Genomic DNA, 25,793 nt, shown 5'->3' with positions numbered 1-25,793 from the left:
GATTCGCACCTATATATATGTACCGCTGCGATACATGCGCTTCCACGCAGTATATGCACACACCCGGCCGGCACGTACGAAAGCCGGATTGCAAACATCAACATTTGTAGCAGACGCGATGCTGCACAGAAGCTGTGCAGCCTTGTGCGAGGGGCGTATCGTAGACTCGACGCGTCTCGCGCCGCGACGCTGTGAGCAGGCATTTGAGAGGAGGTCCCCATGGAGATGTTTGACCCATTCATCGAGTTTTTGCACATGCTCATGGGCACCCCATTGTTCTACCCCCTGGTCACCCTCCTCATCGTCGCTGATGCGCTCGCCCCCATCGTCCCCTCGGAAACGGTACTCAACCTCGCCGGCGCGTTTGCCGCCTCCCAGGGCGTGCCGAGCGTGAAGGCGGTCATCGCCGCCGCGATCATCGGCGGCATCATCGGCGACAACATCTGCTTCGCGCTTGGCGCCCGCCTGATCGGGTTTGTGGAAAAGCTCGACTCCGAGTCGAAGGCCGGGCAGGCCATATTGTGGGTGCGGCGCAATATGCACCGGGGCGCTGGCCCCACCATCATCGTCGCCCGCTTTTTGCCCTGGGCACGGTGGGTGGCCACGATCGTGCTGGGCTCGGTGCGCTACAACTGGTTCGCGTTTTTTATCTACGACACCATTGGCGTGGTCATCTGGGCGATCCTCTCCGTGACCATCGGGTATGCCGGCGGCGCACTGTTTTCCGACTTCCCGCTGCTGGGCATGGTGGTCGGCGTCCTACTCGGCTCGCTTGTCGGACTCGGCATTCAGAAATTGCAGGGCAAGTTCTTCGATTGGCGCGACGAGCGGCGGGGGCAGTCGACGTTGTAGGGGTTTGTGGTGCGGACGCGTGAGCCCGTGAGCCCGTGAGCCCGTGAGCCCGTGACAAATTCTACATACCACCATTCACCGACCTGGGGAAACGCAAAAGTCGCCCCAATCCGGTCGAATTTGTCACGCGTTCCGCCAAAACCACAAAAAGAACCCCGCCACCGGACAAACCGGCGACGGGGCTCAAGCGCAACGTCTTACAGCGCGCGCACCTGCTGGGCCTGCGGACCCTTCGCGCCCTCGCCCACCTCGAACTCGACCTGCTGATTCTCCTCCAGGGTGCGGAAGCCCGAACCCTGGATCTCGGAGTAGTGCACGAAGACGTCGGAGGACCCGTCGTCCGGCGCGATGAAGCCGAAGCCCTTTTCTGCGTTGAACCACTTCACAGTTCCGGTAGCCATGGTGAAACCTTTCACTTTAAAAACTTGGGTGAGATGTGTTTGGTCGTCCACCAGGACCATCTCGAAGTGCCTGGTGCCCGCGTCAACGAACCTCGCGAGCACCTTTTCAAGGGCGCACACAAAATCTTCTGACCACGCACCAGTCTGCCATGAGTTCGGGGGTTTGGCATAGCAAAGTGGCATACTTTTCGGTGCCATGACTGATCACCACCCCACTCCCCCGCCCGACTCGCTCGGCCAGGAGCTCATTGCCCAGCTCCGCGAGCGTTTTGGCACCTCCACCATCACGCACGTTGAGGAGTGCGTAGCCACCCCCGCACAGTACGCCGCGTGGCCCGAGTGGGTGCTCGACCCGCTCAAGCAATTGCTTATCGACGCCGCCATCACCGCCCCCTACGCCCACCAAGCCCAATGCGCGCAGTCGGTGTGGGAGGGCAAGGACACGGTGCTCGCCACCGGCACGTCCTCGGGCAAGTCCCTGGGCTACCAGCTGCCCATCCTCACCGCGCTGGCTAAAGATCCGACGGCGTGCGCGCTCTACCTCACCCCCACCAAGGCGCTCGGCTCGGACCAGTTGCAGGCGACGGCGCGCATGACTTCACACATCGACGAGCTGTCCGGGGTCCACCCGGCCCCCTACGACGGGGATACGCCGACCGAGGCTCGCGCCGGTATCCGCGAGGCCTCCCGCTTCGTCTTTTCCAACCCGGACATGCTCCACGCGGGTATCCTCGCCGCACACCCGCGGTGGGCGCGTTTCCTGCGTCATCTGCGTTTTATCGTGGTCGATGAGTGCCACACCTACCGCGGTGTCTTCGGGGCGAACGTCTCGTTGGTGCTACGGCGCCTGCTGCGCATCGCGGCCGCATACGGCGCGCACCCGGTTGTGGTGTTTGCCTCCGCAACGTCGGCGGACCCGGCGGCACACGCGACGCGGCTGTGCGGACGCCACGTGACCGCAATCACCCGCGACACCGCCCCGACCGGCACGCGCACCATCGCCCTGTGGGAGCCCGGATTCATCGAGGGCGCAGAAGGCGAGCACGGTGCCCCGGTGCGCTACGCCGCCTCGACGGAGGCCGCGTCGATCATGGCCACGCTGGTCAAAGAGGGCGCGCGCACCCTCACCTTTGTGCGCTCCCGGCGCGCCGCAGAAACCGTGGCGCTGCGTGCTCAGGAGGACCTTGTGGTGGCGGGCCGCGCCGACATGGCGGGCAGGGTGGCCTCTTATCGTGCGGGGTATTTGGCGGAGGATCGTCGGAAGTTGGAGCGCGCGCTCGATAGCGGTGACCTGTTGGGGCTGGCCACGACGAATGCCTTGGAGCTGGGCATCGACGTCGGTGGGCTCGACGCGGTGGTGATGGCCGGCTTCCCTGGCACGGTCGCGTCCTTCCGCCAGCAGGCGGGGCGTGCGGGCCGGCGCGGGCAGGCGTCGGTAGTGGTCATGGTGGCGCGCGACGAGCCGATGGATACCTACCTGGTTCACCACCCCCAAGCGCTGCTGGGCACGCCGGTGGAGTCCTCGGTGTTCAACCCTCGTAACCCCTACATTCTGCGCGGGCATATGTACTGCGCTGCGGTGGAGCGCCCGCTCACGGAGGCAGATGTGGAGGCCTTTGGTGCGCGCGACGTCATCGATGGGCTCACCGAGGAGGGCTTTCTCAGACGCCGGCCCCGTGGCTGGTTCGCCACCCCGCCTCTCAAAGGCGAACTCACCCCGGAGACCGCCCACGCCGCAGTGTCGCTGCGCGGCGGCGCAGGCGAAGAGGTGATGATCGTCGACGCCACCGATGGGCGGCTGCTTGGCACCGTCGATGCCGCGCGCGCCGCGACCCAGGTCCACGACGGTGCGGTCTACCTGCACCAGGGCGAGTCCTTCGTGGTCCAACAACTGGACTTAGATAACTACGTGGCGCTGGTGGAGCCGGACTCACCCGACTACACCACCCAGGCCCGCTCGACCACTGACATCGCGATCCTCGGCGAGGCCACGGCCCGCAGCAACCCATCGCCGGGGCTCTGGGTGGCAAGGGTCGACGTGGAGGTCACCGACCGGGTCACCGGCTACGTCGTGCGGCTTGCCGACGGCACCGTGTCCGAACACATCCCGCTCGACCTCCCCGAGCACACGCTACGCACCCGCGCGGTGGCCTACACGATCGACCCGCTCGTGCTCGCGGAACTGGGTATCCCGGCCGGGGAGATCCCCGGGGCACTGCACGCCGCAGAGCACGCCGCGATCGGGCTGCTGCCCCTGCTCGCGACGTGCGATCGGTGGGACATCGGCGGGGTGTCGACGGCGCTGCACCCGGACACGATGCTGCCGACGGTGTTCGTCTACGACGGCCACCCCGGCGGGGCGGGTTTTGCCGACGCCGGCTACGCCCGCTTCGGCGAGTGGATCACCGCAACCTTCGAGGCCGTGCGGTCCTGCCCGTGCGAAGACGGGTGCCCCTCGTGCGTGCAATCGCCGAAGTGCGGCAACGGCAACCAGCCGCTCAACAAGCACGCCGCGCTGAAGCTGCTCGGCGCGCTCGCCACGATGACTGCAGACACCAGCTTTGCGACGCCCAGCACATAATCCCATCTCACCTTCCTTCTTCGAGTGGCCCTGCCTTGGCGGTGGCGCGCGCCCCAGCCATGTTGACTTCCACGGTGACGTCGCCGCCGTCGATCTCGCAGGCCTGCGTTGCCGCCGCGTTGAGCCGGGCGGTCTCTTCTGCAGCCGTACATGCTGCGCTACCGGTATACAGCGCCGTCGCCCCGGCCACTGCGGCCAGGTCGGCGGCAGTGCGTACCCGGTGCTGATCGGCGGCCCGAGCCCCAATCGCGATGACGGCAAGCGCCAGCGCGACAACGGCGGTAATGATGCCGATAGCAACCACCGTCGCGGAACCTGACTCATCTGCGATACGGCGCGCAACCTTCATTTGGCACCTCCGGCGGCGTATTCGACCGGGTAGCGCGCCGTCGCCCGCATATGTCCAAGCGCTGCGGGCACGTTCGCAGTGACGGTGACTACCCCGCCGGCTTCGGTGACATCGATATGGCCGCGCACCGGCTCGTAGTCCACGCCGATGGCGTGGGCACGCGCCGCGGCGCCGGCGGTATCGACTGCCGCGATGTAGGTAGCCACCGTGGCGATACCGGCAACGATTGCCGCCGCGACCGTGACCAGGGCGGAGAGCGAGAGCGCGGTTTCAACGCTTGTCATCTACGTCGGGGTGTTGGTCAGCGCGTCGGTGATCACGCCCTCGATCGCGGAGGTGACCCCGTCCCCGTTGACCACGAGGTAGAGCACGCCGGCCAAGGCAGCAGCCGCTAAGCTCCCGAATGCATATTCGATGGTTGACATCCCAGTATCATCATGAAGTTTGTCCGCTTTTCTTGCAGCATACAGGCGGATTGAGTGGGATACTTTCAGGGCAGAGAGAGTGAGTGTTTGCATGGTACATCTGTTCCTTTACTGTGTCGTATGTTGGTGTCAAGTGTTGAGTGTCACGTGTTGGTATTTCGGCCTAGTGCAGCATGGCGCTGCCCAAGCTGATCACGGCGGGCGCGAGCCCGAGGACGAAGAACGCCGGGAGAAAGCACGCAGTAAGCGGAAGCGCAATAAGCACCCCGGCGCGTTCTGCTCTCGCCTTCGCTTCGTCCGCCGCTTCCGCCTGCAGGCGTTCGACGATGCGCGAACACCCCGCGACGATCGCGGAGCCGGAGGCGTTGGATAAGGCCACGAGCCCGGCGAGCTCCGCACCGCCCGGGAGTGGGTGGAGCTCGGACCAGGCGCGCTCGGGGTGTACCCCAAGCGCCGTCAGCGCGGCGACCGTGTGCCACGCACTGCCAGATTCCCCGTCGGCCTCTTCGTAAGTGTCGGCGACGGCTGCGGCAGCGGTGGCAAGTGGAAGCCCTGCTTCACAGCAGGCGGCGAACAGGGTGATGTCCGCCGCCGCGCGGTGTGCGTTCACGGGCGGTGCGGCCCCGCGGGGTCCATCTCGCGGGGTCTTCGGCCCGTCGCCGTCTGAGTACCCCACGCGCATGGCGGGCGGCACCGGCGGCAGGGCAAGCGCAGCCGCAAGGAAAAGCGTGGTGGTCAGTGAAAAGGGCGGGAGGAACGCTGCGAGGTAGGTCATTGTGCCGCCCCTTCAATGATGTATCGAGACAGCCACACTCCGGCACACACCAGGCCAACGCCAACGACAAGCAAGATGCCGCCGAGCCCGCCGGAAGTGAGCAATCCGATCGGGTTCGCCCCCATCGCCGCACCCATGCCAATACCGGCCAAGGGCAGCGCGGCAAGCACTGTGGCGGTGGTGCGCGGCCCGGCGAGCGCGGCGGTGGTGGCCGCATGGTGGCGCTGGGCGCGATCGAGTTCGTCGCGAGCCGCGCGCAGGAGGTGAGCTACCGGCACGCCGCGTCGTTGCGCCAACTGCCACAGGGTGACGAGACGCCGCAGTTCGGGTTGCGCGCCCTCCACCGCAGTGCCGACCGGCTGGCCGAGGCGAATGTGCCGGTGAAGACGATGGATGTCGTGCGCAAGCTGCGCTGGGGCGTCATCCGGCAGGCGCTCCGCCGCGGTGATGCAGGCGCGTTCCAAGGGCGCACCTGCGTCCAGGTTGGACACCACGTGCCCCAAGAAATCAGCGGTCACCCGCGCCCCGCGCGCGCCTACACGCCGCTGCCGACGTCGCAGCACCGCGTCCACGGCGGTAGCGCCGGCGAGTGCCACGGCGATGACCACCGTGATGCGCTCGGCTGCAATGAGACCGAACGCGACTACAGCGGCCCCACTCAGCGCCCAGGCCTGCGCGCGGGCCGTGCGCCACCCGCGCACTCGGGCCTGCCCACCCAAAGCGCCAAGTCGGCCAAGTGGCGGCGGGGCGTGCAGCACCGCCGCAGCGGCGAGGATACACAGTGGACTCATTGACACAACTCCTCGAATCCTGCGGCGCGGCCGGTCTGGCTATCCCACACCACGCGCGTGGTGACGGGCTGGCCCTCCAGCACACCGAGCTGGTGCACGAAGCGCTTGCCGTCGGGGCTGCGTTTGACCACTACGACTGCATCGACTGCGGCGGCGAGCTGCGAGTGCAGCCCGGCGCGATCGAGCCCGCCCAGGGCGGCGAGCGCTTCCAGCCTGGCGGGCACCTCGTGAATGGAGTTGGCGTGCAGGGTACCCGCGCCCCCGTCGTGGCCGGTGTTGAGCGCGGCGAGCAGGTCAACCACCTCAGCGCCACGAATCTCGCCGACGACGATGCGATCCGGCCGCATGCGCAGCGCCTGGCGCACCAGGTCGGCGATCGAGATGGCACCCGCGCCTTCCGCGTTTGGCGCGCGCGTGGTGAGGTTGAGCACGTGCGGGTGGTGCGGGGTGAGTTCAAGCGTGTCTTCGATGGCGATGATCCGCTCTTCCTGACCGGCCTCGGCGAGCAGGGCGGAAAGCAGCGTGGTTTTGCCGGAGCCGGTGCCGCCGACAACGAGGAAAGCACTGCGGCGTGCCACCATCGCGCGCAGCACCTCCGCTACCTCCTCCGCGATAGAGCCGCGCGCTACCAACTCGTCGAGGGATGCGGTGGCGGTGCGCAGCACGCGCAGCGACAGGCAGGTGCCCACCTTCGCGGTCGGGCTCAAAATCGCGTGGAAGCGCAGCAAGGTGCCGTCGTCGCGGGTGAGGTGGCCGTCGCAGTACGGCTGGGCGTCGTCAAGCCGGCGCCCACAGCTGAGCGCAAGACGGGTGGCCAGCGCGCGCACGGCTTCCTCCGAATCGAAGGTGATCTCGCAGCGCTCAAGGCCACTGCCGCGGTCGGCGAAAACCTGGTCGGGGCCGTTGACGCAGATGTCGGTGACGTCTCCCGCTGCGAGCAACGGTTCGAGCGGCCCGGCGCCGGTGGTGTCGTCGCGCAGTTTGCGCATAAGGCCAAGGACGTCGAGGTCGCTGATCACCACCGCTTCTTCGCGGATCAGTGCGGCGAGGCGGTCGGGGCTCGGGTGCGTCTGCTCGTCGGCAAGCCGGCGCTGGACGCGCGCAAGGATCTCTGCCGTTTCCATCAGGCCGCCCCTGCTAGTTCGGCAAGTACTGCATCGGCGGCGCGGCGCAGCGACGCCGGCAAACGCGCGGGCAGGCCGGCGGTGTCCACCGCGCGCGGCAGGCGGCGCAACGTGGGCACGCGCTGGCAGATGCGCGAGCCAGTCGCGCGAGCAATGCCGGCGGCATCCACGCCCTGCCAAGGCCCTTCACGCAGCACCAGCGTGTGGGGCACGCCGGCCGCGTTGCACTCCAGCGCGAGCTGCGAGGCGGCGCAGACGGAGCGCACCGTCGGGGTGACCACGATGACGGCGAGGTCGCACCGTGCAGGCAGCAGGTCGACCGGGACGTCGAGGACGGTCAGCCCCGCCGTGCCCACGGCGGCGCAGACCCGGTCGAGCTCGCCGGGCGTGAGCCGGAACGGGTCGGCAACGGTGCTGCGGGCAAACGTCAGCACCGCGCACCCATCCCGGGTGGCAGGCAGGGCGCGGCGCACATCGGTGCGTTCCACCGCGCCTTCGCCGAGCGCGATTTCACCCCAGCGCGCGCCCGGGTGCTCCTCGATGCCCAAGAGGAGGTCGAGTCCCCCGGAGAGGCGGTGCCCGTCGATAAGCGTGGCGCTCTCGGCGCGACTGCGGGCCAGCGCGCAGGCGAGCACGGAGGCCCCTACCCCGCCGCCAGCGCCGAGCACGGCGATGGTTTCCCCGGATTCGGCTGCGCGTTCCGGGCTGCGGTGGAGCTCACCTAAGGCGATGAGCAGCTCGCCGGCCTGCGCGGGCAAGACGAACGCGGCTGGGTAGGCCTCGGTAGCGGCGAGGCTTCCGGCGAGCACAAACACATTGCGCTGGCGCGCGTGCTGTGCGAGCCGGGGTGCCCACGCGGCGTCGATAAGCACGGCAAAGGCTTTCTCCGCGTAGGGGGCGATCGTGGCGGGATCGGTGATGTCCAGGACGGCGTAGCCAGCAGCGGCGGCGAGGTGGGTGGCTTCAGGGTGGAGGAGGGGGTCATCGACCGCGACGATGATGGTGCGCCCCCAATTGCGATTCGTTTCTTTTACTTGAGTCATAACACAAGAATTTCATGCGAAACCCGCGATCGCAAGGCCCTGGACAAATCTGTGTATAACTCGGGCATTTCGCGCATCCGAAATTCGCTCATTGTGGATAACTTCGACCCATTGTGCGCACAGGGCGCATACGTCCCAGCTTTTACATGCAGCGTGCAGATGCCGTTGCGGCTGCGGGGAGGCCCTAGGGAGGTTTCAGGGCTAGACTTGCCCCTATGGCAACTCGCAAACCGGTGGCGGCATTCTTCGACTTGGACAAGACGATCATCGCAACCTCGTCTGCCTATGCCTTCGGCAAAGAGTTTTTCAACAACGGGCTGATCACCCGCCAAGACGCGCTCGACCTCTACCTCTCCAAAGCGAGCTACATGCTGGTCGGACACTCCAGCAACCAAATGGACGCCTCCCGCGACCACCTCACCCAGCTCATCAAGGGCTGGGACGTCGACGAGGTCACCCGCATCACCACCAACACGATGCACCACGTCGTGGCCCCCGCAATCTACAGCGAGGCCCGCCAGCTCATCGAGGAGCACCGCGCAGCAGGCCACGAGGTGATCATCATCTCCGCCTCCGCCGACATCCTGGTCGAGCCGATTGCCGCCGAGCTGGGCGTGGACACCGTCGTCGCCACCGCCCTCGAGGCTGTCGACGGCAAGCTCACCGGCAAGATTCTGCGCTACCTCAAAGGCGACGCGAAGGCCGAGGCGGTGCAGCAGTTCGCCCGCGAGCACGGCTACGACCTCGCGCGCAGCTACGCCTACTCCGACTCCGCCACCGATATCCCGATGCTCGCCGCGGTGGGCAATCCGGTCGCCGTCAACCCCGACCGCGCGCTGCGCAAGCACGCGATGTCCCAGGGCTGGCAGCTGCGCACCTTTAAGAACCCGGAGCCGCTCATCCAGATGCCAAACGCGCGCGAGGTTGGCATCGGCGCAGGCGTGATCGCGGGCCTGACCGCCCTCGCCGTCGTCGGTACGCTGGTCACCCGCGCCGTCATCCGCGAGAACCGCTCCGCGTAAGACGCCCTACTGGGTGCCGTGCCACTGCGCGAGGCGGTCGAGCAGCACCGCACGCGATTCGTGGTACGCCACCCGATTGCCCTCCGGGGTGCCGCCGAACATGATCTGCCAGCCGTGCGGCACCCGTTCCGAGTCTTCGAAGAAGATATGCCCCGCGTCCGGGTAGACGTGCGCCTCAATGTGCTCGCCCTGTTGCTCGAGCTCGCGGGCGGCCACGTCGGATTGCCACATCTGGTCGTCGCCACCGGCGAAGAGCAGAACATTGCCGGCAAACCCAGATAGGTCGATCTTCGCCGCCTCTGCGGCATGCTCGGCAGCGTTTTCGTAGGTCGCCCGGTACGACGGCGGGTAGCCGGTGGCCATGTCCCACGCCAGTTTCAGGCCGACCGCCACCGACCCGGTACGGAAGGACGCAAAGGGCACCGCCTCACCCTGGTAGGTAAAGCTGGGTGCTTCGTAGCGGCCCTGTTTGCCCAGCCCGGAATAGCTGTAGTGCGCGGGCACGAACGCCACCACGTTATCCGCCGCGAAGTCCCGCTCGGCCAAAAGCTCCACGAATTCCGCGCCCTTCGACGTGCCAATGACAGTCACCGGCCCGCCATCCGCGTGCTGCGCAATGTAGTCACTCACCTCGTCGAACTGCTCGAGCGGCACGTTCGCCAGCAGCGGCTCCTGATTGTCTTGGCCAAAGAAGTGCATGCTCAGCACCTCGAAGCCCTCGTCGGCCAGCCACGCTGCGCGCGTTGTATCGCGCCCGCCCTCGGAGCCGCCGTAGAGCACCACCACGCCGGGGTGCGTCTTTTCCTCCGGCGTCAGGTGCATGCCGTTCATGCCCTCGCCTGTGATGGGGGCAGTGCTTATCGACGCCGACTCGTCCGCCCCCGATCCTCCACCGGTCCCCTCCGACAGCACCGGGTAGGTGTGGTGGTTATAGGCGCGCAGCCCCATCACCACGAGCGCGAGCACAACCAGCGCCGCCACCAGGGCGAGGAGGATTTTGCCAATTACTTTCAGCGCTCTCATTGCGCGCCACCCTACCAAAACTCGTGTTCCAGCCCCCGGGCTCACACAACTCCACACGCGCGCGTTCGGCCCCAATACAGGCACGAACGAGTGACTATAGCTAAAGTCGTTGGAGACAATACTTACACAGATACGCTTCACGCGCGCCGAGCGCGGGCCCGATTACCGCCCCGCCCGGCGCGACATGCAGGAAGGTGACACAACAGTGAGCAACGACGGTCTGTACACCAGCGGTTCCACGGCAGTTTCCGCCAAGGTGAACTCGATTCCGCTGCGCGATACCGATACGACCCAGCCGGGCCACGATTCCATTGGCACCCTGGTTTCTAACGCCACAGAGCAGATTTCTACGCTCGTGCGCGGCGAGATCGAGCTGGCCAAGACCGAGGTTGTCGGCGAGGTCAAGAAGGGTGCTGTCGGCGGTGGGCTGTTTGCCGTGGCTGGCGTGATCGCCCTGTACTCCTCCTTCTTCGCCTTCTTCGCGCTGGCGGAGATGCTGGCTTCCTGGATGCACCGCGGCTGGGCCTTCCTCATCGTCTTCCTCATCATGATCGCCCTGGCGGGCCTTTTGGCGCTCATCGGGTTCAAGAAGGTGAAGAAGATCAAGGCGCCGGAGAAGACCATTGAGTCCGTCGGCGAGCTGAAGAACCTTCGCCCTGGCCAGGCACAGAAGAACCTGTCCAAGGACTCCGCCGGCCTGTACACCTCCGTAGAGAAGTAGCCTTCCACAAGGCACGAACCAGGACGAGGCATGCAGCGTCCCCGCCCCACGCCACCGTCTGTCGTCGACCTTCCGGGGGATTTTCGGCACCGGATGCTGCACACCCGCGGCGTGCGCCTGCACGCCGCGGTCGCAGGCGCGCCCACAGATCCGCTCATCGTGCTCCTGCATGGCGCGTACGGCGGCTGGTTCGACTTCCGCTACACAATCGCCCCGCTGGCCCGCTTGGGCTTCCACGTTGCTGCGCTGGACCAGCGGGGCTTTGGCCTGTCCGATAAACCCGCCCCGCGCGGTAGCGACCCGCTCCACCTCCTGCGCGGCGATATCAAGGGCGCCATCGCCACGCTTGGGCACGCCGAGGCCACGCTCATCGCCGCTGACACCGGCGCGGTGCTCGCTGACGGACTCGCGCAGGCTGCCCCGCACCTTGTCCGAGCCACACTCACGCTTCCCGCCGAGCCCCCACTACCGCTTCCTCTCCGCCGCCTTCCCGCAGGCCTCATACGACGGCTCCCGCGCAGCCACAGCCGGCTCGATCGCGCGTGGCGCAGCGGCTTTGCACGGGCGCTTGCCTTCACGGGCCCCAGCACCGTCGACGCAGAAGAGGCACTCGCGCTGCGGCTTTCCGCCCGCCGTATCGACAACGCGCTGCCGCACATCATGGCCACACACCGCCTGCGCGGACGCCAGGTGCTTGGTGGCGAGGCGCTCGGCCTCGGCGCGCTGGCACACGTGGCGACCCCAGAGGCGTTCGTGGCTGCTGCCCACCGCCGCCTCAATTCCGTGTACTAGCTGTACTCGCTAGCCCACCACGCACGAGCGCGTATCCACCGGCTCGGTCAGTGCGCTCAGCTGACCAACCTCGCCCACCCGTTCGCGGATCTGCTCGGCGGTGAGCGCGTAGCCTGTTTCCTCCACGTCGGTCGCCGTGCCGAAAATCATGCCCGCAACCTGGCCGTCCGCGTCCAGCAGCGGGCCCCCGGAGTTGCCTTGACGCACGTCGCCGCGGATGGTGTAGGCCCCGCGCTCAATCCTGCCGGTGGTGTAGATATCCGGCCCGCTGAGCTCGAGCTTACTGCGCACTCGCGCCGCCGTGGCCGCGAAGGGCCCGGAGTCCGGGAAGCCCATTACCACCGCGTCGCTGCCGTGGCGCAGCTCGCGCTCGGCCCAGTCAAGCTCCGGCAGGCCCAGCTCCGTGGCGTGCAGGAGCGCAATGTCGACCTCCGGGTCGTAGAAGACCACATCGGCAGGCTTGACCCCCACCACGGTGTCCAGTGACACTGACTGCGTGCCCGCCACTACGTGCGCGTTGGTCAGCACATAGTCTTCAGCGATGACGAAACCGCTGCCCATGAGCCGGTGGTGGCAGGTTTGCGAATCACCCACCACGTGCACCACGCTCGGGCGGGTCGCCGTAACGAGGTGCTCGGTCACGACCTCCGGGTCCGGGGCGTCGACCTCGTTCGCCGCGTCCGTCCGAAACGGCGAGACCAGCGGCGGCATCCCTGTCTCGTGCAGTAGGGAGGCCATCTTCGCGGGGAGTTGGACGAAGGATTCGGGCACGCGGGCGTCGATAAGCGAAAGCACGCGCGATTGACGCAGCGCCTCACTCGGCTGCTCGGGCAGGCCACTGATCAGCGGGACGGAGATGATCCACAACGCCAGCGAGGCCGCGAGCGCCTGCAGCGCCGCCCCGGCGACAGCATCCACCGCCCTGGCGGGTGCCCACCGAGCGGAGGGGCGCAGCGTGTCGCCGGCGTAGGAGCCGGCGAGGTTGCCCAGGCCCACGAACACCACGACCACCGACAAGAAGACGATGGTGCGCATGCCCTGGCCATCGACGTAGTTCACCGCAAAGAGCGCGGCGAAGTACCCGGCGACGAGTCCGGCGACACTGCCGAGCGCGGTAAAGACCGCCGCAATCAGCCCCTGCCGCCAGCCGTTGACCACTGCGGCAAGAATGAGCACCGCAGCCACCACGTCAACGATCACGTGCCCTGTCACCTGCTGCGTACTCCTTCGTCCATCCCAAATGCGCCCCGCAGGGCCGCGTCGCTCGTTGCAGTCTAGCGCGCCGTATGCTGCTCCCCGTTACAGGAACGCGCCAGGACTGCGTCCAAATCGTGGAGCGTGCGATCCCACGCGCGCGCCCAGCCCGCTTGCTCCAAGAGGACGGCGAGCAGCGCGGCGGTAAAGCCCCACACCACGTAGCAGCCGGCGCGGAACGCGGGCCCGGCATAGCGCCCGCGCCCCACCTGCAGGCGGTTCGCCGGGTCGACGAGGTCGCGCACCGCCATGAAAAACACGTCATCGGTTTCGAAGGGGCTGGCCACATAGGTCTCACCGGGCCGCGCCGCATACGCCAGCACCGGGCGCACGCGCCGCCCGCTGCCGCCGGTGGTCACGGTAGACAGCGTGGCGAGCGGCACCACGCGACTGCGATCCAGCCCCGTCTCCTCCCAAGCCTCGCGCAGCGCGGCGTCGATCGGCCCACGATCGCCCGCGTCAATGTGCCCGCCAGGAAACGCCATCTGGCCGGAGTGGCTGCGCATCCGGGGCGTGCGGTGCGTAATCAGCACGTGCGCGTCATCAGGCACCGCGGCCGCGTGCGCGTCGCCGGTGAAAAGGATGAGCACAGCAGCCTCATCGGGCGCATCCGGGCTCCCCTGCGGCACGCGTTGGCCAAGCAGGCGGCGCGCGCATGAGCGGTGCTCTTCACGCTGGAGCTTCTCCACTAACGGTTTGAGCCAGCGTGGCGCCCGCTCCGGCTGGAGCGCGACGTCGTCACGCGTCACCTGCCAGCACCTCCTCGACCGCGAGCGCCAGCGCCTCCTCCGATTCGAAGGCTTGCGCGAGCGTACCGACCTGCTGCCCGTCACGGAACACGACCGTAACTGGCACGACCCCGGGCAGCCCAAGGGCCCCGGCAAAGGCGTTGTCGTCGTCCTGGTAGCTCGGCAGTGAGACGCCCACGTCGTTGAGGAAGGCCGCGCCGTTGGCCGCGTTCGCATCCGCGTGAACGCCCACCACCTCGTAGTCAGGGTGATGTGCGGCGTAGCGCTCGAGCACGGGCAGTTCCGCCCGGCACGGCTCGCACCACCAGGCCCAGACGTTTACCACCGTCACGCGCTTGCGCTCGCCGGGCACGTCTCGCCCACCCAGGCAGGGCAGTTCCACGCCGCCTACGCCGCCCGCCACGCAGTCGGGTCGTTCGGCCACGGGAGCCTCTTCGCTTGTCGACGCCACGTTCTCCCCACCTGACTCCGCCGGCCGCAGCAGGAACAGTGCACCAGCGATAAGCGCACACGCCACCACGACCGCGCCGATCACGCTGGCCCACACCGTCTTCTTCACTCGTCTCCTCCCTCGTGGATGAGTGCAAGGATGTGCTCGCGCTCCGGCCCGGTCACCCGTGCCTCGGCCTCCTCCGGGTCGGTCGGGCCCGCACCAAAGGAGGGGCAATCGAAAGCGAGGGGGCATGCCCCGCACGCGGGCGTGCGCGCGTGACAGATTCGTCGGCCGTGGAAGATGAGCCGGTGTGAAAACATCGTCCACTCTTTCTCCGGGATAAGCTGCGCAATGTCCCGCTCGATCTTCACCGGGTCTTTCTGCGCACTCAGCGCCAGTCGCCCCACCAGCCGCTGGAAGTGGGTATCAACGGTCAGGCCCGGTTTGCCAAAGGCGTTGCCCCGCACCACGTGCGCCGTTTTTCGCCCCACCCCTGGCAAGCTGACGAGGTCTTCGAGCGCCTCTGGCACCTCGCCCCCAAAGTCGGTCACCAGCTTTTGGCCCAGGTTGACCAAGTTCGCTGCTTTGGCGCGGTAAAACCCGGTCGGGCGGATCAACTCCTCAACCTCCGCCACGTTGGCAGTGGCGTAGTCCGTAGCTGTGGGGTAGGCCGCGAACAGCGCCGGAGTGACCTGGTTGACGCGCACGTCCGTCGTCTGCGCGGAGAGCACGGTGGCCACGAGCAGCTCCAGCGGGTTGGAAAAGTCCAGTTCCGCGCGGGCGTCGGGGAACACCAGCGCAAGGGTCCGGTTGATCCGACGCGCTCGGCGCGTGCGACCCAGGGGCGTTTCCCTCCCCTTCGCCGCCGGGTGGGTACCCGGCCGACGCCGCCGCTGCGGGGTGGGCAGGGCTGAGCTGGAGGAGGAAGCGGAGGTACGCGACATGCACGCCATGCTATCGCACACGTACCATAGCCTTATGGTTGTTATCCTCGTCGCTGCGCTCCCGCTCGCCCTCGGCCTGTTCACCATGGGCATGGAACGCCTCGAAGCAGTCGCCGTCAACCCGCAAGCCCCCAGCGTGTAGCAGGAAATCCTAACGACTGCGGCGGATCTCTGAAAAAGTCCTCCCTTATGCCCCCACGGATGGCAACGACTGGTAGAGTCTGCATTGTGACCGCGCCCAAAATTTTTGACGTAGGTGACTCAAACCACGAGGGCGAGGACCTCATCACCATTTTCGAGGAGGATCTATGGAAGGCATTCAGGATACGCTAGCCAAGGCCGGCATTTTTCAGGGCGTTGACGCCGACGCGGTGGATACCCTGATCAACGAGATGGAAACTGTCACGTTCGCGCGTGGGACGACCATTTTTGATGAAGGCGAGCCGGGTGACAGGCTCTACATCATCGTCCAGGGCAAGGTGAAGCTGGCCCGCCACGCACCGGATGGTCGCGAGAACCTCCTGTCTGTGATGGGTCCGTCCGATATGTTCGGCGAGCTGTCCATCTTCGATCCGGGCCCGCGCACCTCCTCCGCGGTCTGCGTCACCGATGTCACTGCAGCGACGATGGACTCCGAGATGCTCAAGGACTGGATCGCCCAGCACCCGGAGATCTCCCAGCAGCTGCTGCGTGTGCTGGCACGCCGCCTGCGCCGCACCAACGCCTCGCTGGCCGACCTCATCTTTACCGACGTGCCGGGCCGCGTCGCAAAGACCCTCCTGCAGCTGGCCAACCGTTTCGGCGTGCAGGAAGGCGGCGCACTGCGCGTCAACCACGACCTCACCCAGGAAGAGATCGCGCAGCTTGTCGGCGCCTCCCGCGAGACCGTCAACAAGGCGCTCGCCACCTTCGCCCACCGCGAGTGGATCAAGCTGGAGGGCAAGTCCGTCCTCATCGTCAACACTGAGCACCTCGCCCGCCGCGCGCGCTAGCGGCCCAGACACACAAACACTGCCCCGGCTCCAATCGGAACCGGGGCAGTTTTCTTGGCCTTCTTAAAAAGAGGCGCTTACTTCTGGTTCTGCAGGTAACGCAGCGCCACGCGAGTGGACTGCTCGGCCGCGCCGCGCAGCACCGGATCAACATCGTCGTAGATCGCGTCCACCAGGGTATTGATGTCTGCGTCCGCGCCGTGTTCCTTCAGCGCCTGCTGGATCTGCTCGAGGCGCTGGTTGCGGCGGTCGATGTACTTGCGCGCAAACTGCGACAGGTCCTCGTTCTCCGGGCCGTGGCCCGGCAGCAGCGTGATGTCCTTGCCGCGAGTCTCCAGCATCTCCAGCGTGTCCAGGTACTCGCCCACGTCGCCGTCGGTCTCAGAGATCATGGTGGTGTGGCGGCCCGCAATGGTGTCGCCGGTAATGATGCCCTCAAGCTCGCCCTCTTCCACCTCGTTGGTGTAGACGAAGAAGCACACGGAGTCCTTCGTGTGGCCTGGGGTGTGCACGACCTGCACCTTCGGGGTTACGCCGTCCACCGAAATCACCTCGCCGTCCTCGAGCGCTTCCGCACCATTGCTGTACTGCGGGTCGAAAGAGCGGATCGGCGCGCCGGTCAGCTGACGGAAACGCTCCGCACCATCGGCGTGATCGTGGTGGCGGTGGGTCAGCAGGATGAGCGCAACCTTGTCGGCCTTCGCCTGCAGCACGTTCAGGTGACCCTCATCTGCCGGGCCCGGATCCACCACGATGCTGTACTCGTCCTCCGGGTCACGGATGACCCAAGAGTTCGTACCTTCAAGCGCCGCGTAGCTGGGGTTGGGCGCCAAAACGACAGCGGCGGAAGTCGTGACAGGGCGCAACTGACTGTAAGCGGGGTGCTTCATGCCCTCAACCCTACCCCGTTTAGGCGCCTTCCTTCAGCTCCACGACGAGTTCCACCTCAACCGGGGTATCCATCGGCAGCACGGCAACGCCCACAGCGGAGCGGGCGTGCTCGCCGGCCTCCCCGAAGACCTCCTTCATCAGGTCGGAGGCACCGTTGATCACGGCGGGCTGCCCCGTAAAGGACGGCTCGGAGGCAACAAAGCCAACGATCTTCAGCACGCGGGCGATATTGTCCACGCCCACGAGCGCGTCCACCGCGGCGATCGCGTTCAACGCCGCCTGACGGGCGTAGCCGTAGGCATCCTCTTCGCTGACCGCACCACCGACTTTGCCAGTGGCAGGCAACGCCCCGTCGATAAGCGGGAGCTGTCCCGACGTCCATACCTGGTTGCCCACCTTGGTGGCGGGTACGTAGGCGGCCACCGGGGCGGCGACGTTGGGCAGCTCGATGCCGAGCTCGGACAGTTTTGCGGTCCACGTAGTAGTCATTGTGTTACTCCACCTCTCGCTTCAGGTATGCGACAACATTGTCCGGATTCGGGCCCGGGGTGACGGAGACGAGCTCCCACCCGTCCTCGCCCCAGGTATCCAGGATCTGCTTCGTGGCGTGAGTAAGTAGCGGCACAGTGGCGTATTCCCATTTCTTCATGGCGCCCACCCTACCGTGCCGCGCCGCCCGACAGCGGGGCTTCTATTCTCGTGTCGGCTCAGGCACGACGAAGCGGTACCCCAGCCCCGGCTCAGTGAGGAGAAACTGTGGGTTCGCCGGGTCATCTTCCAGCTTGCGCCGCAGCTGGGAGGCATACACACGCAGGTAGTGACCCTGCCCTTCAAAACCCGGACCCCAGATCTCCTCTAGCAAATCCTCCTTGCGCACGAGCCCGCCGTGCGCGCGGAGCAGCGTGGTGAGCACACCCCACTCCGTCGGGGTCAGGTGGAGGACCTCACCGGCTTTGGTCACGCTGTGCTGCGGAATATCAATGCGCAGATCCCCCGCGCGAATGACCCCGGTGTTCTGGTGCACGGGGGACTGCTGCGGCGCACCGTGCCGCAACGCGACGCGGACACGGGCAAGCAACTCTTCCATGGAAAAGGGCTTGGTCACGTAATCATCGGCACCTTGGTCCAGCGCCGCGGCGCTTAAGAAGGGATCAGCGCGGGCCGTCAGGATCACCACGGGTACCGCGGACCAGCCGCGGATCCCGTCCAGCACCACGGAGCCGTCCATGTCTGGCAAGCCCATGTCCAAGATGACCACGTCCGGCTCGTTGCGCGAGACGACCTGCAGCCCCTCTGCGCCAGTGCCCGCGACAAAGACCTCGTAGCCGCGCGCTTTAAAGTTGATCCGCAGCGCGTTGAGCAGACGCGGGTCATCGTCCACGATCGCAATACGCACTTTCCTATTCGTCATCGCTTTCTCCCTCCCGCTGCGGGAAACTTAGGGTAAACGTTGCCCCCGGGGTGGCTTCGACGGTGATCGTACCGCGCATTGCCTCGACAAACCCGCGAACTACTGACAAACCAAGACCTACGCCGCTGTCGTTGTTGGTATCGCCGAGGCGCTGGAACGCCGCGAACATGTCCTTTTGTTTCTCGGGCGGAATCCCCGGCCCCTCGTCCGACAAAGTCAGCTCTACTCGATCGTCCACAACTGCCGCGCTCAGGAGAATCTCCCCCGTTGGCGCGTAGCGCAGCGCGTTATCGAACAGGTTCGCCAGCACCCGCTCGAGCAGGGCGGCATCGGCGCAGCAGGTCATGCCCCGCAAGCTTTCATCGAGCACAAAGCGCTGCGTCTGCGCCCGCGAATGTCCAAACGCGCAAGAAGCAATCGCGCGGTGCGCCACCTCGTAGAGCTCCACCGCTTCACGACGAGCCGTCACCGCACCAGCGCTCAGACGCGAGTGGTCCAACAGGTTCGTCACCAGAAGCGTGAGCTGGTCAATACTCGCAGCGGTTTCCGCCAACAGCTCCTCCCTATCCTCCGGGCTGAATTCCACCTCCGAGTTACGCAGCGAAGAGACCGCGAGCTTCGCCGTAGCCAGTGGGGTGCGCAGATCGTGGCTCACGCTCGACAACAGCGCGCGGCGCAGCTCATCTGCCGCCGCCACCGCGTTCACGCGCGCGGCCTCCTGGCTCAGTTGTTCCTCGCGCACCACACCCGCGAGATACCCAGCGACGACTGCGACCAGGGTCCGGTCGCGCGCCGACAACGCCGGGCCCTTCAGAGCCAGCTCGACAGTCTGGTCCTCACTGTGAACGACCGTCTCGATGTTTTTACCCGGGGCCGAACGCGGAATAGGGAGACGAGTGTGTTTTCGCTCCCCGCTGCCAGTGCTCTGAGATCCCCGTGCCGCAGACGAGGAGTACCACACAGCGAGGCTGTCGCCTGAGGCGTCGACAAGTTCGGCGCGGTGGCACCCAAACGCTTCACCGACTTTCCGCATCACCGCGTCGATTGGTGCCACGTCGGCGTTGCGGTTGAGTACTGCGCGGGAGAAGACGGTGAGGAGCTCCGCGTCGCGGGCAGCTACGAGCGCATTGTGGCGCTCCCCCTTGGCCTTCCGAACCAAGATCCCCACGGCCAACGCGGTGGCAACCATGACAGCGGCGATCACCGCGTTCGCCGGATCTGCAATGTCAAAAGTATGTATGGGCGGGGTGAAGTACCAGTTCACCGCCAGTCCCGACGCTACCGCCACCAGCACTGCGGAGAGCAAGTCTGCAGCGAGGCTGACCAGGAGGATGAGTGCAAAATAGAACGCGGCGCAGGTGCCGGTGCCCAACGCCTGGCCATCTGCCGCGACAAGAAGCGCGGTCAACGCGACGAAGGCAAGAGCCGCCACCACCAACGACACCGCGCGGCGCGGAACCGAGCGCAGTGGGCGAAAGAGCTGAGTGACCCTGCGCGTTCGTTTGGGAGGCAGGTTCACAATGTGGCAGTCAATCTTGCCGGACTGGCGCACCACCGCATCCACCACAGAGCTGGGGCCGTGCAGCTCAAACCGTCCCCTGGGGGAGACCCCCAGCACCAGCTGCGTTGCATTGACACTCCGTGCAAAATTCAGCAAGGCTTCTGGCACCGAGTCGCCGGTGACCTGGTGCAATCGCGCGCCGACGTCCTGGGCCAGTGCTTGCAGCTTTGCCAGTTGCTGCGCCGACCCCGCTACGGACAAGGTACCGGATGCGAAAGAGTCCCCAAAGACCACGTGCACCACGTGTAGCTCCGCAGAAGACTTCGTGGCAATACGACGCCCGCGCCGGATGAGCAGCTCGGCGTGCGCAACATTCTGCACAGCCACGACAACCCGCTCCCGCGCCTCCCACGTCTCCGTGATCTCCTGCTCGGCACGGTAGGCCGCCAGGGCTTCGTCGACCTGATCTGCCAGCCAAAGCAGGGCGAGCTCGCGGAGCGCGGTGAGGTTACCGACGCGAAAGTAGTTATTTAGTGCCGGTGCGATGCGCGCCTCGTGGTAGACCTGGCCGTCGCTCAAGCGCGTGCGCAACAGTTGCGGGGAGACGTCAATCAGCTCGATCTCGTCGGCGGCGCGAACCACCTCATCGGGCACCGTTTCCTGCGGCGCGATGCCCGTGATCTGCGTGATGACGTCGTTGAGGCTTTCTACGTGCTGGATGTTCAAGGTGGAAATCACGTCGATTCCCGCATCCAAGATCTCCTCCACATCCTCCCAGCGCTTCGCGTGCGTTTCGCCGCGGGGATTGGAGTGCGCGAACTCGTCGATAAGCGCGATGCTCGGTCGCCTCCGAAGCACTGCCTCGGTATCCAACTCACCGGTGGCGATCGCGCCAACGTGCCGCCGCGGGATGACCTCGAGGCCCTCGCACAGCGACTTCGTATAGGCACGGCCGTGATCTTCAACAATGCCGACGACTACATCAGTGCCGCCCCGCAGCAGTGTGTGCGCCTCACTCAGCATTGCGCAGGTCTTGCCCGAGCCGGGCGCAGCGCCAAGATAGATTTTGAGCCGACCCCGCTTAGGAGTCTGGGGTGTGGAGTGCGTGGACATAAGGCAATTCTCTTATGCGCAGGGCGGTGGCGTGGGCAACGCCATGTTCAGCGTGGTCACATTGACAGCATCCTGGCCAAGAATCCCCAGGCTAGCGAGGTCAGTGTGGGTGGCAATCAGCTCCTCGACCTCCGCGACACTCATACCCTGCTCCCGCGCGACTCGAGGTGCTTGGAGCGCGGCGTACGCGGGGCTGATCCCAGGGTCGACGCCGGAACCAGAGCCGGTCACCGCGTCGCTCGGTACCTCGCCCTCCGCGACCCCTTCCCGCTGAGCAATTGCTTGCCGACGCTTGCCTATCTCTTCCTGCAGCACCGCACTACTCGCGCCGTAGTTGCTCATGCCCTCGGCGCGAGGGAAGAAGTACGGGCCTTCGCTCACGCCATCTTGAAGTTTGGCTGAGCCCGCCAGACATTCACCCTGGTAGAGCAGGCTCCCCTCCGCCGAATCCGCCTTGATGCGGGAAATTCCCCACACCGCCGCCGGGTACGCCAAACCGAGGGCGAAGGTACACAGCAGTACTGCCACAAAACCGGCGATGAGGTTACGCATATAGATACGCATGACTATTCCTTTCCTACTGCAATCCCGGGAGGAGTGCGACGACCTGGTCAATGAGCCAGATCCCGATGAATGGTGTGAGCACGCCGCCCAGCCCCCAGATTCCGAGGTTGCGGCGAAGTAACGAGGACGCTGAAGCGGGGGTGTACGACACACCCTTCAAGGCGAGCGGGATCAGCGCGACGATAATCAGCGCGTTAAACACCACTGCAGAGACGATGGCCGACTGCGGTGAATGCAGGTGCATCACGTTGAGCTGTTCGAGGTGCGGCAGCTGCGCGGAGAACAGCGCAGGCAGAATGGCGAAGTACTTCGCCAGGTCGTTGGCCAGAGAGAAGGTGGTCAGCGCGCCGCGGGTGATAAGCAGCTGCTTGCCGATGCGCACGACGTCGATGAGCTTTGTCGGGTCCGAATCCAGATCGACCATGTTCGCGGCCTCCTTGGCCGCGGAGGTGCCAGTATTCATCGCCACGCCGACATCGGCCTGCGCGAGCGCCGGTGCGTCGTTCGTGCCATCGCCGGTCATCGCGACCATGCGCCCTTGTGCCTGCTCTTCCCGAATGCGGGCGAGTTTATCCTCCGGGGTAGCCTCGGCAATGTAGTCGTCCACGCCGGCCTCTTGTGCGATCGCGGCAGCCGTGAGCGGGTTATCGCCGGTGACCATCACCGTTTTAATGCCCATTGCGCGCAGTTCCGCGAAGCGCTCCGCCATGCCCGGCTTCACGACGTCGCTCAAGCGCACCACTGCCAGCACCCGCCGAGTCTCGTCCGCCTCTTCCACGGCAACAGGCAACGGGGTCCCGCCTTCCTGCGCGATCTGGGTGATTGCCGCCTCAATCTCTTGCGGCCACTGGCCACCGGCCTCGGTGACCCAGCGGCGCACCGCGTCTCCTGCACCCTTGCGCAGTTTGCGCCCGGCAAGGTCCAGGCCGGACATGCGAGTCGAAGCACTGAACGGGATGACCTCGGCGGTGCGTTCTTCCTCGCCTGCCCCGGAGGGCAGGTCGTAGTGCTCGGTCAGCCATGCGACAATCGAGCGCCCCTCGGGCGTTTCATCTGCGACCGAAGCCACGCGCGCGACGTTCGCTGCCTCGAGTTCATCGACGCCTTCCGCCACGATCAGGCCCGTTGCCTGACGGTTTCCGTAGGTGATGGTGCCCGTCTTATCTAGCAGCAGGGTCGCCACGTCACCGGCGGCTTCCACCGCGCGGCCCGAGGTGGCGAGCACGTTGTGGCGAACCAGGCGGTTCATCCCTGCGATGCCCACCGCAGAAAGCAGTGCCGCAATCGTCGTGGGGATCAGGCACACCAGCAGCGCGATCAGTGAGAGTGGGGACAGTTCAGCGCCAGTAAAAACACCCATTGGGGCAAGGGCGGTGACGGCGATGAGGAAAAGGATCGTCAGCGTAGACAACAGGATGCTCAACGCGATCTCGTTGGGTGTTTTCCTGCGCTCAGCCCCCTCCACCAGCGCGATCATGGTATCCACGAAGGTCGAGCCGGGCTCGGAGGTGATCATGACAACGATGGAGTCGGACAACACGACGGTGCCGCCCGTCACTGCACAGCGATCGCCGCCCGCCTCGCGCACAACCGGGGCAGACTCACCAGTGATCGCAGATTCATCGACAGTGGCCGCGCCCTCGATCACATCACCGTCGCCGGGGATGGTCTCCCCCGCTTCAACCCGGACAATCGCGCCTCTTGTTAGCTCCGACGCCGGGACGACTTCGATGCCGTTGTCGGTCACGAGGTTCGCGGTGGCGTCGTCACGCACCGAGCGCAAACTGTCAGCCTGGGCCTTGCCGCGCCCCTCGGCGTAGGCTTCCGCAAACGCCGCGAACGCGATGGTAAACCACAGCCAAATCGTGATCACCCAGCCGTAGACACTCGGCGCAGCGATGGACCACATCGTGGTCAGCGCAGCGCCGACCCAGACGACGAACATCACCGGGTTCCGGGCCTGCTCCAGCGGCGACATCTTCCGGGGCAGCGCCTGCAACGCCGGTCCCACGAGACTGCTGTTGTCGTTGCGCTGCTTCTTTTGGGGTGTCAAAGTTTGGGTAGTCATGAGAGTGCCTCCGAAATGGGACCCAGGGTGAGAACGGGGAAGAACGTCAGCGCTGCGACCAGCACGATGACGCCAACCGTGAGCAAGGCGAAGGTGATGCCAGCCGTGGGCAAGCTCCCCGCGGTGGTTGCTTGGGCACGCTGCCCCGCAAGGCTGCCGGCCAGCGACAGCGCGAACACGATGGGCAAGAACCGGCCAAGCAGCATGACCACGCCAAGCGAGATCTGCCACCACGGTTCGGTCACCGTCAGCCCTGCGAAGGCGGAGCCGTTGTTGTTTGCCGCCGAGGTGAAGGCGTACAGCACTTCAGAGAGCGCGTGGGCGTTGTCAGGCGTGCCCGGCGCGCCAAAGTTCGTCGCGGACGCTTCAACCAGCGCACGCTGCGCAACCGACGCACCGACGCCGACCAGCACCAGTACCGGCATCGTCAGGATGTACAAGCTCACCGCGGAAATCTCCTGGCGACCAATCTTGTTGCCCATAAACTCTGGAGTGCGGCCGACCAGTAGCCCGCCGATGAACACTGCGAGCACAGCGACAATCACCAGGCCGTATAGGCCGGTACCGACGCCACCCGGCGCGATTTCTCCCAACAGCATGTTGAGGATGAGCAGGCCGCCGCCGAGCGGTGAGTAACTGTCATGCATCGAGTCGACTGCACCCGTGGACGTCCCTGTCGTCGAGACCGCAAAGAGCGCGGACGCATCGATGCCGAGGCGCTGCTCAATGCCCTCCATGTTGCTTCCGGCCGCAGTGGCGGCACCTCCCACCACGGTGTGCTGCGCCCACGCCACCAGCATGACCATCACTGCCCACAGACCACCGGCCACCCCAAGGAGGGTATAGGCGTGCTTGTGGGATTTGAGCATGACACCGTAGGCGCGGATGAAGCTGAAGGAGATCACGAGCAGTGCGAAGATCTCCACCATGTTGGTAAAGCCCGTGGGGTTTTCAAACGGGTGCGCAGAGTTCGCACCAAAGATACCGCCGCCGTTAGTGCCGAGAAGCTTGATTGCTTCCTGGCTTGCCACCGGCGCACGCGAAATATCGACGCCGGACGCGCTCACCAGATTGGACCCGAAGGTTTGCATCGTGCCGCCCAGGATGAGCACAGTGGAAATGACCAGTGATAGCGGCAGCAGGATGCGGACAAGGCTGCGCGTTAAATCCACCCAGAAGTTTCCGATCAGCTGCTGGCCGGACTGCTCAGCCACCGTGTCGCGGCTATACCCGAGGTGGCCAATGCCGCGGATGAGCGCGGCAGCCACAGACATGCCAACGGCTGCGGAGGCGAAGTTCTGTACCGTCAGGCCAAGCATCTGCGTTGCGTTGGTCAGCGTGTCTTCGCCGGAGTAGGACTGCCAGTTCGTGTTTGACACAAACGATGCCGCGGTGTTGAAGGCCATCCACGGCTCGACCGCCGTGTCGCGAGCGTTGCCGAAACTCGGCAGCACCGTTTGCAACCGCTGGACTAAGTAGAGCGCGAGCACGGAAGCGAGGCTGAATCCGAGGAGTGCACGCGCATAGTTTTTACTGCTGTGCCCCCGGCTGGGGTCGACGCGCAGGATTGCGTAAATACCGCGCTCTACCGCCCAATCCCGCTCGGATGTGTAGCTGCGCGCCATCCAATTGCCCAGGGGAACGTACGCGAGCACCAGCAGCGCTACAAGGACGAGGAATTGCGGCAGTACCGCCGCTATTGCGTGCATCATGCGAATCGCTCCGGATCAATGAGCGAAATGACAAGGTAGACCACGAGGAGTGCGACAACGATGAGCCCGACTGTCGCGGTTACGGTACTCATCATTTTCCTCTCCTGATCTCATTAACCAGGGAGGGGCAGCCGAGCGTAAGGAACACGACCACAATGACGAAAAGGTCCAGCATCAGGAAGAGTCCTCCATGTGAACATGTGTTGAAGCGATTGCCCGATACGTGCTGCGAATCAGGCGCCGGTGCGATTGCACCTGCCAC

General features: G+C 65.7%; 28 protein-coding genes. 6 read left to right on the top strand and 22 right to left on the bottom strand.

Annotation, left to right across the window (positions count from 1 at the left end):
- Window positions 1–219 precede the first annotated feature (219 nt).
- Window positions 220–852, top strand: a complete 633-nt coding sequence (locus M3G14_RS08225; protein ID WP_311201360.1) for a VTT domain-containing protein — start codon at window positions 220–222, stop codon at window positions 850–852.
- Window positions 853–1,049: 197 nt separating this feature from the next.
- Here M3G14_RS08225 and M3G14_RS08220 read toward each other — a convergent pair whose 3' ends face one another.
- Window positions 1,050–1,253: a cold-shock protein gene (locus M3G14_RS08220; protein WP_034996968.1), complete on the bottom strand. Its 204-nt coding sequence runs from the start codon at window positions 1,251–1,253 to the stop codon at window positions 1,050–1,052.
- A gap of 196 nt (window positions 1,254–1,449) precedes the next feature.
- On the opposite strand from M3G14_RS08220, the gene M3G14_RS08215 reads away from it, so the two are divergent.
- A complete protein-coding gene (locus tag M3G14_RS08215) occupies window positions 1,450–3,834 on the top strand; it encodes a DEAD/DEAH box helicase (protein ID WP_259926052.1) in 2,385 nt (794 codons plus the stop codon).
- 7 nt (window positions 3,835–3,841) lie between these two features.
- Here M3G14_RS08215 and M3G14_RS08210 read toward each other — a convergent pair whose 3' ends face one another.
- From M3G14_RS08210 to ssd, 7 genes are all read right to left on the bottom strand, one after another.
- Entirely contained in the window at window positions 3,842–4,183 is a 342-nt protein-coding gene (locus M3G14_RS08210) for an Rv3654c family TadE-like protein (protein WP_259926051.1), read from the bottom strand.
- On the bottom strand, window positions 4,180–4,467 hold the full coding sequence (locus M3G14_RS08205) for a hypothetical protein (protein ID WP_259926050.1): 288 nt from the start codon (window positions 4,465–4,467) through the stop codon (window positions 4,180–4,182). The genes M3G14_RS08210 and M3G14_RS08205 overlap by 4 nt, the downstream gene beginning before the upstream one ends.
- Window positions 4,468–4,701, bottom strand: a complete 234-nt coding sequence (locus M3G14_RS08200) for a DUF4244 domain-containing protein (RefSeq protein ID WP_396122218.1) — start codon at window positions 4,699–4,701, stop codon at window positions 4,468–4,470. It lies immediately after the preceding gene.
- Between the two features lie 70 nt (window positions 4,702–4,771).
- Window positions 4,772–5,383 carry a type II secretion system F family protein gene (locus M3G14_RS08195; RefSeq protein WP_259926049.1) on the bottom strand — a complete coding sequence of 204 codons (612 nt, stop codon included), beginning with the start codon at window positions 5,381–5,383 and terminating at the stop codon, window positions 4,772–4,774.
- Entirely contained in the window at window positions 5,380–6,174 is a 795-nt protein-coding gene (locus tag M3G14_RS08190) for a type II secretion system F family protein (RefSeq protein WP_259926048.1), read from the bottom strand. The genes M3G14_RS08195 and M3G14_RS08190 overlap by 4 nt, the downstream gene beginning before the upstream one ends.
- On the bottom strand, window positions 6,171–7,298 hold the full coding sequence (locus M3G14_RS08185) for a TadA family conjugal transfer-associated ATPase (RefSeq protein ID WP_259926047.1): 1,128 nt from the start codon (window positions 7,296–7,298) through the stop codon (window positions 6,171–6,173). Before M3G14_RS08185 ends, M3G14_RS08190 begins: the two co-directional genes overlap by 4 nt.
- Window positions 7,298–8,341, bottom strand: a complete 1,044-nt coding sequence (ssd, locus tag M3G14_RS08180) for a septum site-determining protein Ssd (RefSeq protein ID WP_259926046.1) — start codon at window positions 8,339–8,341, stop codon at window positions 7,298–7,300. Before ssd ends, M3G14_RS08185 begins: the two co-directional genes overlap by 1 nt.
- 215 nt (window positions 8,342–8,556) lie before the next feature.
- On the opposite strand from ssd, the gene M3G14_RS08175 reads away from it, so the two are divergent.
- On the top strand, window positions 8,557–9,363 hold the full coding sequence (locus tag M3G14_RS08175; RefSeq protein ID WP_259926045.1) for an HAD family phosphatase: 807 nt from the start codon (window positions 8,557–8,559) through the stop codon (window positions 9,361–9,363).
- A 6-nt stretch (window positions 9,364–9,369) separates the two neighbouring features.
- On the opposite strand, the gene M3G14_RS08170 is transcribed toward M3G14_RS08175, so the two are convergent.
- Window positions 9,370–10,386, bottom strand: a complete 1,017-nt coding sequence (locus tag M3G14_RS08170; RefSeq protein WP_259926044.1) for an acyl-CoA thioester hydrolase/BAAT C-terminal domain-containing protein — start codon at window positions 10,384–10,386, stop codon at window positions 9,370–9,372.
- 205 nt (window positions 10,387–10,591) lie between these two features.
- Here M3G14_RS08170 and M3G14_RS08165 point away from each other — a divergent pair, with 205 nt between their 5' ends.
- Together M3G14_RS08165 and M3G14_RS08160 are read left to right on the top strand one after the other, a co-directional pair.
- Window positions 10,592–11,107: a phage holin family protein gene (locus M3G14_RS08165; RefSeq protein ID WP_259926043.1), complete on the top strand. Its 516-nt coding sequence runs from the start codon at window positions 10,592–10,594 to the stop codon at window positions 11,105–11,107.
- 30 nt (window positions 11,108–11,137) lie between these two features.
- A complete protein-coding gene (locus M3G14_RS08160) occupies window positions 11,138–11,899 on the top strand; it encodes an alpha/beta fold hydrolase (RefSeq protein ID WP_259926042.1) in 762 nt (253 codons plus the stop codon).
- A 9-nt stretch (window positions 11,900–11,908) separates the two neighbouring features.
- On the opposite strand, the gene M3G14_RS08155 is transcribed toward M3G14_RS08160, so the two are convergent.
- From M3G14_RS08155 to nth, 4 genes are all read right to left on the bottom strand, one after another.
- Window positions 11,909–13,111 (bottom strand): MarP family serine protease, encoded by a 1,203-nt coding sequence (locus tag M3G14_RS08155; RefSeq protein ID WP_259926041.1) that lies wholly within the window; start codon window positions 13,109–13,111, stop codon window positions 11,909–11,911.
- 62 nt (window positions 13,112–13,173) lie between these two features.
- Window positions 13,174–13,902, bottom strand: coding sequence for a CoA pyrophosphatase (locus tag M3G14_RS08150; protein ID WP_259926040.1), 729 nt, complete (start codon window positions 13,900–13,902; stop codon window positions 13,174–13,176).
- On the bottom strand, window positions 13,892–14,461 hold the full coding sequence (locus tag M3G14_RS08145) for a TlpA disulfide reductase family protein (protein ID WP_259926039.1): 570 nt from the start codon (window positions 14,459–14,461) through the stop codon (window positions 13,892–13,894). Before M3G14_RS08145 ends, M3G14_RS08150 begins: the two co-directional genes overlap by 11 nt.
- Window positions 14,458–15,279 carry an endonuclease III gene (gene nth / locus M3G14_RS08140; RefSeq protein ID WP_259926038.1) on the bottom strand — a complete coding sequence of 274 codons (822 nt, stop codon included), beginning with the start codon at window positions 15,277–15,279 and terminating at the stop codon, window positions 14,458–14,460. The genes M3G14_RS08145 and nth overlap by 4 nt, the downstream gene beginning before the upstream one ends.
- Window positions 15,280–15,587: 308 nt before the next feature.
- Between nth and glxR the strand changes: the two genes are divergently transcribed.
- On the top strand, window positions 15,588–16,271 hold the full coding sequence (gene glxR / locus M3G14_RS08135; protein ID WP_259926037.1) for a CRP-like cAMP-activated global transcriptional regulator GlxR: 684 nt from the start codon (window positions 15,588–15,590) through the stop codon (window positions 16,269–16,271).
- A 77-nt stretch (window positions 16,272–16,348) separates the two neighbouring features.
- Here the strand turns inward: glxR and M3G14_RS08130 are convergent, their stop codons facing one another.
- Genes M3G14_RS08130 through kdpF form a run of 9 tightly spaced genes read right to left on the bottom strand, consistent with a single transcriptional unit; the run spans window position 16,349 to window position 25,623 of the window.
- A complete protein-coding gene (locus M3G14_RS08130; protein ID WP_259926036.1) occupies window positions 16,349–17,161 on the bottom strand; it encodes an MBL fold metallo-hydrolase in 813 nt (270 codons plus the stop codon).
- A 19-nt stretch (window positions 17,162–17,180) separates the two neighbouring features.
- Window positions 17,181–17,651, bottom strand: coding sequence for a RidA family protein (locus M3G14_RS08125; protein WP_259926035.1), 471 nt, complete (start codon window positions 17,649–17,651; stop codon window positions 17,181–17,183).
- Window positions 17,652–17,655: 4 nt separating this feature from the next.
- Complete coding sequence (locus M3G14_RS08120; RefSeq protein ID WP_095066741.1) at window positions 17,656–17,811, bottom strand: DUF4177 domain-containing protein; 156 nt, start codon at window positions 17,809–17,811, stop codon at window positions 17,656–17,658.
- A gap of 42 nt (window positions 17,812–17,853) precedes the next feature.
- Window positions 17,854–18,573 carry a response regulator gene (locus tag M3G14_RS08115; protein ID WP_259926034.1) on the bottom strand — a complete coding sequence of 240 codons (720 nt, stop codon included), beginning with the start codon at window positions 18,571–18,573 and terminating at the stop codon, window positions 17,854–17,856.
- Window positions 18,563–21,187 (bottom strand): ATP-binding protein, encoded by a 2,625-nt coding sequence (locus tag M3G14_RS08110; protein ID WP_259926033.1) that lies wholly within the window; start codon window positions 21,185–21,187, stop codon window positions 18,563–18,565. The genes M3G14_RS08115 and M3G14_RS08110 overlap by 11 nt, the downstream gene beginning before the upstream one ends.
- A gap of 12 nt (window positions 21,188–21,199) precedes the next feature.
- Window positions 21,200–21,751 carry a potassium-transporting ATPase subunit C gene (locus tag M3G14_RS08105; protein WP_259926032.1) on the bottom strand — a complete coding sequence of 184 codons (552 nt, stop codon included), beginning with the start codon at window positions 21,749–21,751 and terminating at the stop codon, window positions 21,200–21,202.
- Between the two features lie 13 nt (window positions 21,752–21,764).
- Window positions 21,765–23,819, bottom strand: a complete 2,055-nt coding sequence (gene kdpB / locus M3G14_RS08100; RefSeq protein ID WP_259926031.1) for a potassium-transporting ATPase subunit KdpB — start codon at window positions 23,817–23,819, stop codon at window positions 21,765–21,767.
- Window positions 23,816–25,531: a potassium-transporting ATPase subunit KdpA gene (gene kdpA, locus M3G14_RS08095; protein WP_259926029.1), complete on the bottom strand. Its 1,716-nt coding sequence runs from the start codon at window positions 25,529–25,531 to the stop codon at window positions 23,816–23,818. The genes kdpB and kdpA overlap by 4 nt, the downstream gene beginning before the upstream one ends.
- On the bottom strand, window positions 25,528–25,623 hold the full coding sequence (kdpF, locus tag M3G14_RS08090) for a K(+)-transporting ATPase subunit F (protein ID WP_233125659.1): 96 nt from the start codon (window positions 25,621–25,623) through the stop codon (window positions 25,528–25,530). Before kdpF ends, kdpA begins: the two co-directional genes overlap by 4 nt.
- Window positions 25,624–25,793: the final 170 nt, after the last annotated feature.

Source organism: Corynebacterium sp. p3-SID1056 (assembly GCF_025152525.1).
Taxonomy (GTDB): domain Bacteria; phylum Actinomycetota; class Actinomycetes; order Mycobacteriales; family Mycobacteriaceae; genus Corynebacterium.
Note: the sequence above shows the minus strand (reverse complement) of the source record. Positions and strands in the feature narration are given on the sequence as shown.

Coding starts and splice junctions, on each gene's coding strand:
- M3G14_RS08225 (WP_311201360.1), top strand. CDS start 220: ATGGAGATGTTTGACCCATTCATCGAGTTTTTGCACATGCTCATGGGC.
- M3G14_RS08220 (WP_034996968.1), bottom strand. CDS start 1,253: ATGGCTACCGGAACTGTGAAGTGGTTCAACGCAGAAAAGGGCTTCGGC.
- M3G14_RS08215 (WP_259926052.1), top strand. CDS start 1,450: ATGACTGATCACCACCCCACTCCCCCGCCCGACTCGCTCGGCCAGGAG.
- M3G14_RS08210 (WP_259926051.1), bottom strand. CDS start 4,183: ATGAAGGTTGCGCGCCGTATCGCAGATGAGTCAGGTTCCGCGACGGTG.
- M3G14_RS08205 (WP_259926050.1), bottom strand. CDS start 4,467: ATGACAAGCGTTGAAACCGCGCTCTCGCTCTCCGCCCTGGTCACGGTC.
- M3G14_RS08200 (WP_396122218.1), bottom strand. CDS start 4,701: ATGCAAACACTCACTCTCTCTGCCCTGAAAGTATCCCACTCAATCCGC.
- M3G14_RS08195 (WP_259926049.1), bottom strand. CDS start 5,383: ATGACCTACCTCGCAGCGTTCCTCCCGCCCTTTTCACTGACCACCACG.
- M3G14_RS08190 (WP_259926048.1), bottom strand. CDS start 6,174: ATGAGTCCACTGTGTATCCTCGCCGCTGCGGCGGTGCTGCACGCCCCG.
- M3G14_RS08185 (WP_259926047.1), bottom strand. CDS start 7,298: ATGGAAACGGCAGAGATCCTTGCGCGCGTCCAGCGCCGGCTTGCCGAC.
- ssd (WP_259926046.1), bottom strand. CDS start 8,341: ATGACTCAAGTAAAAGAAACGAATCGCAATTGGGGGCGCACCATCATC.
- M3G14_RS08175 (WP_259926045.1), top strand. CDS start 8,557: ATGGCAACTCGCAAACCGGTGGCGGCATTCTTCGACTTGGACAAGACG.
- M3G14_RS08170 (WP_259926044.1), bottom strand. CDS start 10,386: ATGAGAGCGCTGAAAGTAATTGGCAAAATCCTCCTCGCCCTGGTGGCG.
- M3G14_RS08160 (WP_259926042.1), top strand. CDS start 11,138: ATGCAGCGTCCCCGCCCCACGCCACCGTCTGTCGTCGACCTTCCGGGG.
- nth (WP_259926038.1), bottom strand. CDS start 15,279: ATGTCGCGTACCTCCGCTTCCTCCTCCAGCTCAGCCCTGCCCACCCCG.
- glxR (WP_259926037.1), top strand. CDS start 15,588: ATGGAAGGCATTCAGGATACGCTAGCCAAGGCCGGCATTTTTCAGGGC.
- M3G14_RS08130 (WP_259926036.1), bottom strand. CDS start 17,161: ATGAAGCACCCCGCTTACAGTCAGTTGCGCCCTGTCACGACTTCCGCC.
- M3G14_RS08125 (WP_259926035.1), bottom strand. CDS start 17,651: ATGACTACTACGTGGACCGCAAAACTGTCCGAGCTCGGCATCGAGCTG.
- M3G14_RS08120 (WP_095066741.1), bottom strand. CDS start 17,811: ATGAAGAAATGGGAATACGCCACTGTGCCGCTACTTACTCACGCCACG.
- M3G14_RS08115 (WP_259926034.1), bottom strand. CDS start 18,573: ATGACGAATAGGAAAGTGCGTATTGCGATCGTGGACGATGACCCGCGT.
- M3G14_RS08110 (WP_259926033.1), bottom strand. CDS start 21,187: ATGTCCACGCACTCCACACCCCAGACTCCTAAGCGGGGTCGGCTCAAA.
- M3G14_RS08105 (WP_259926032.1), bottom strand. CDS start 21,751: ATGCGTATCTATATGCGTAACCTCATCGCCGGTTTTGTGGCAGTACTG.
- kdpB (WP_259926031.1), bottom strand. CDS start 23,819: ATGACTACCCAAACTTTGACACCCCAAAAGAAGCAGCGCAACGACAAC.
- kdpA (WP_259926029.1), bottom strand. CDS start 25,531: ATGATGCACGCAATAGCGGCGGTACTGCCGCAATTCCTCGTCCTTGTA.
- kdpF (WP_233125659.1), bottom strand. CDS start 25,623: ATGAGTACCGTAACCGCGACAGTCGGGCTCATCGTTGTCGCACTCCTC.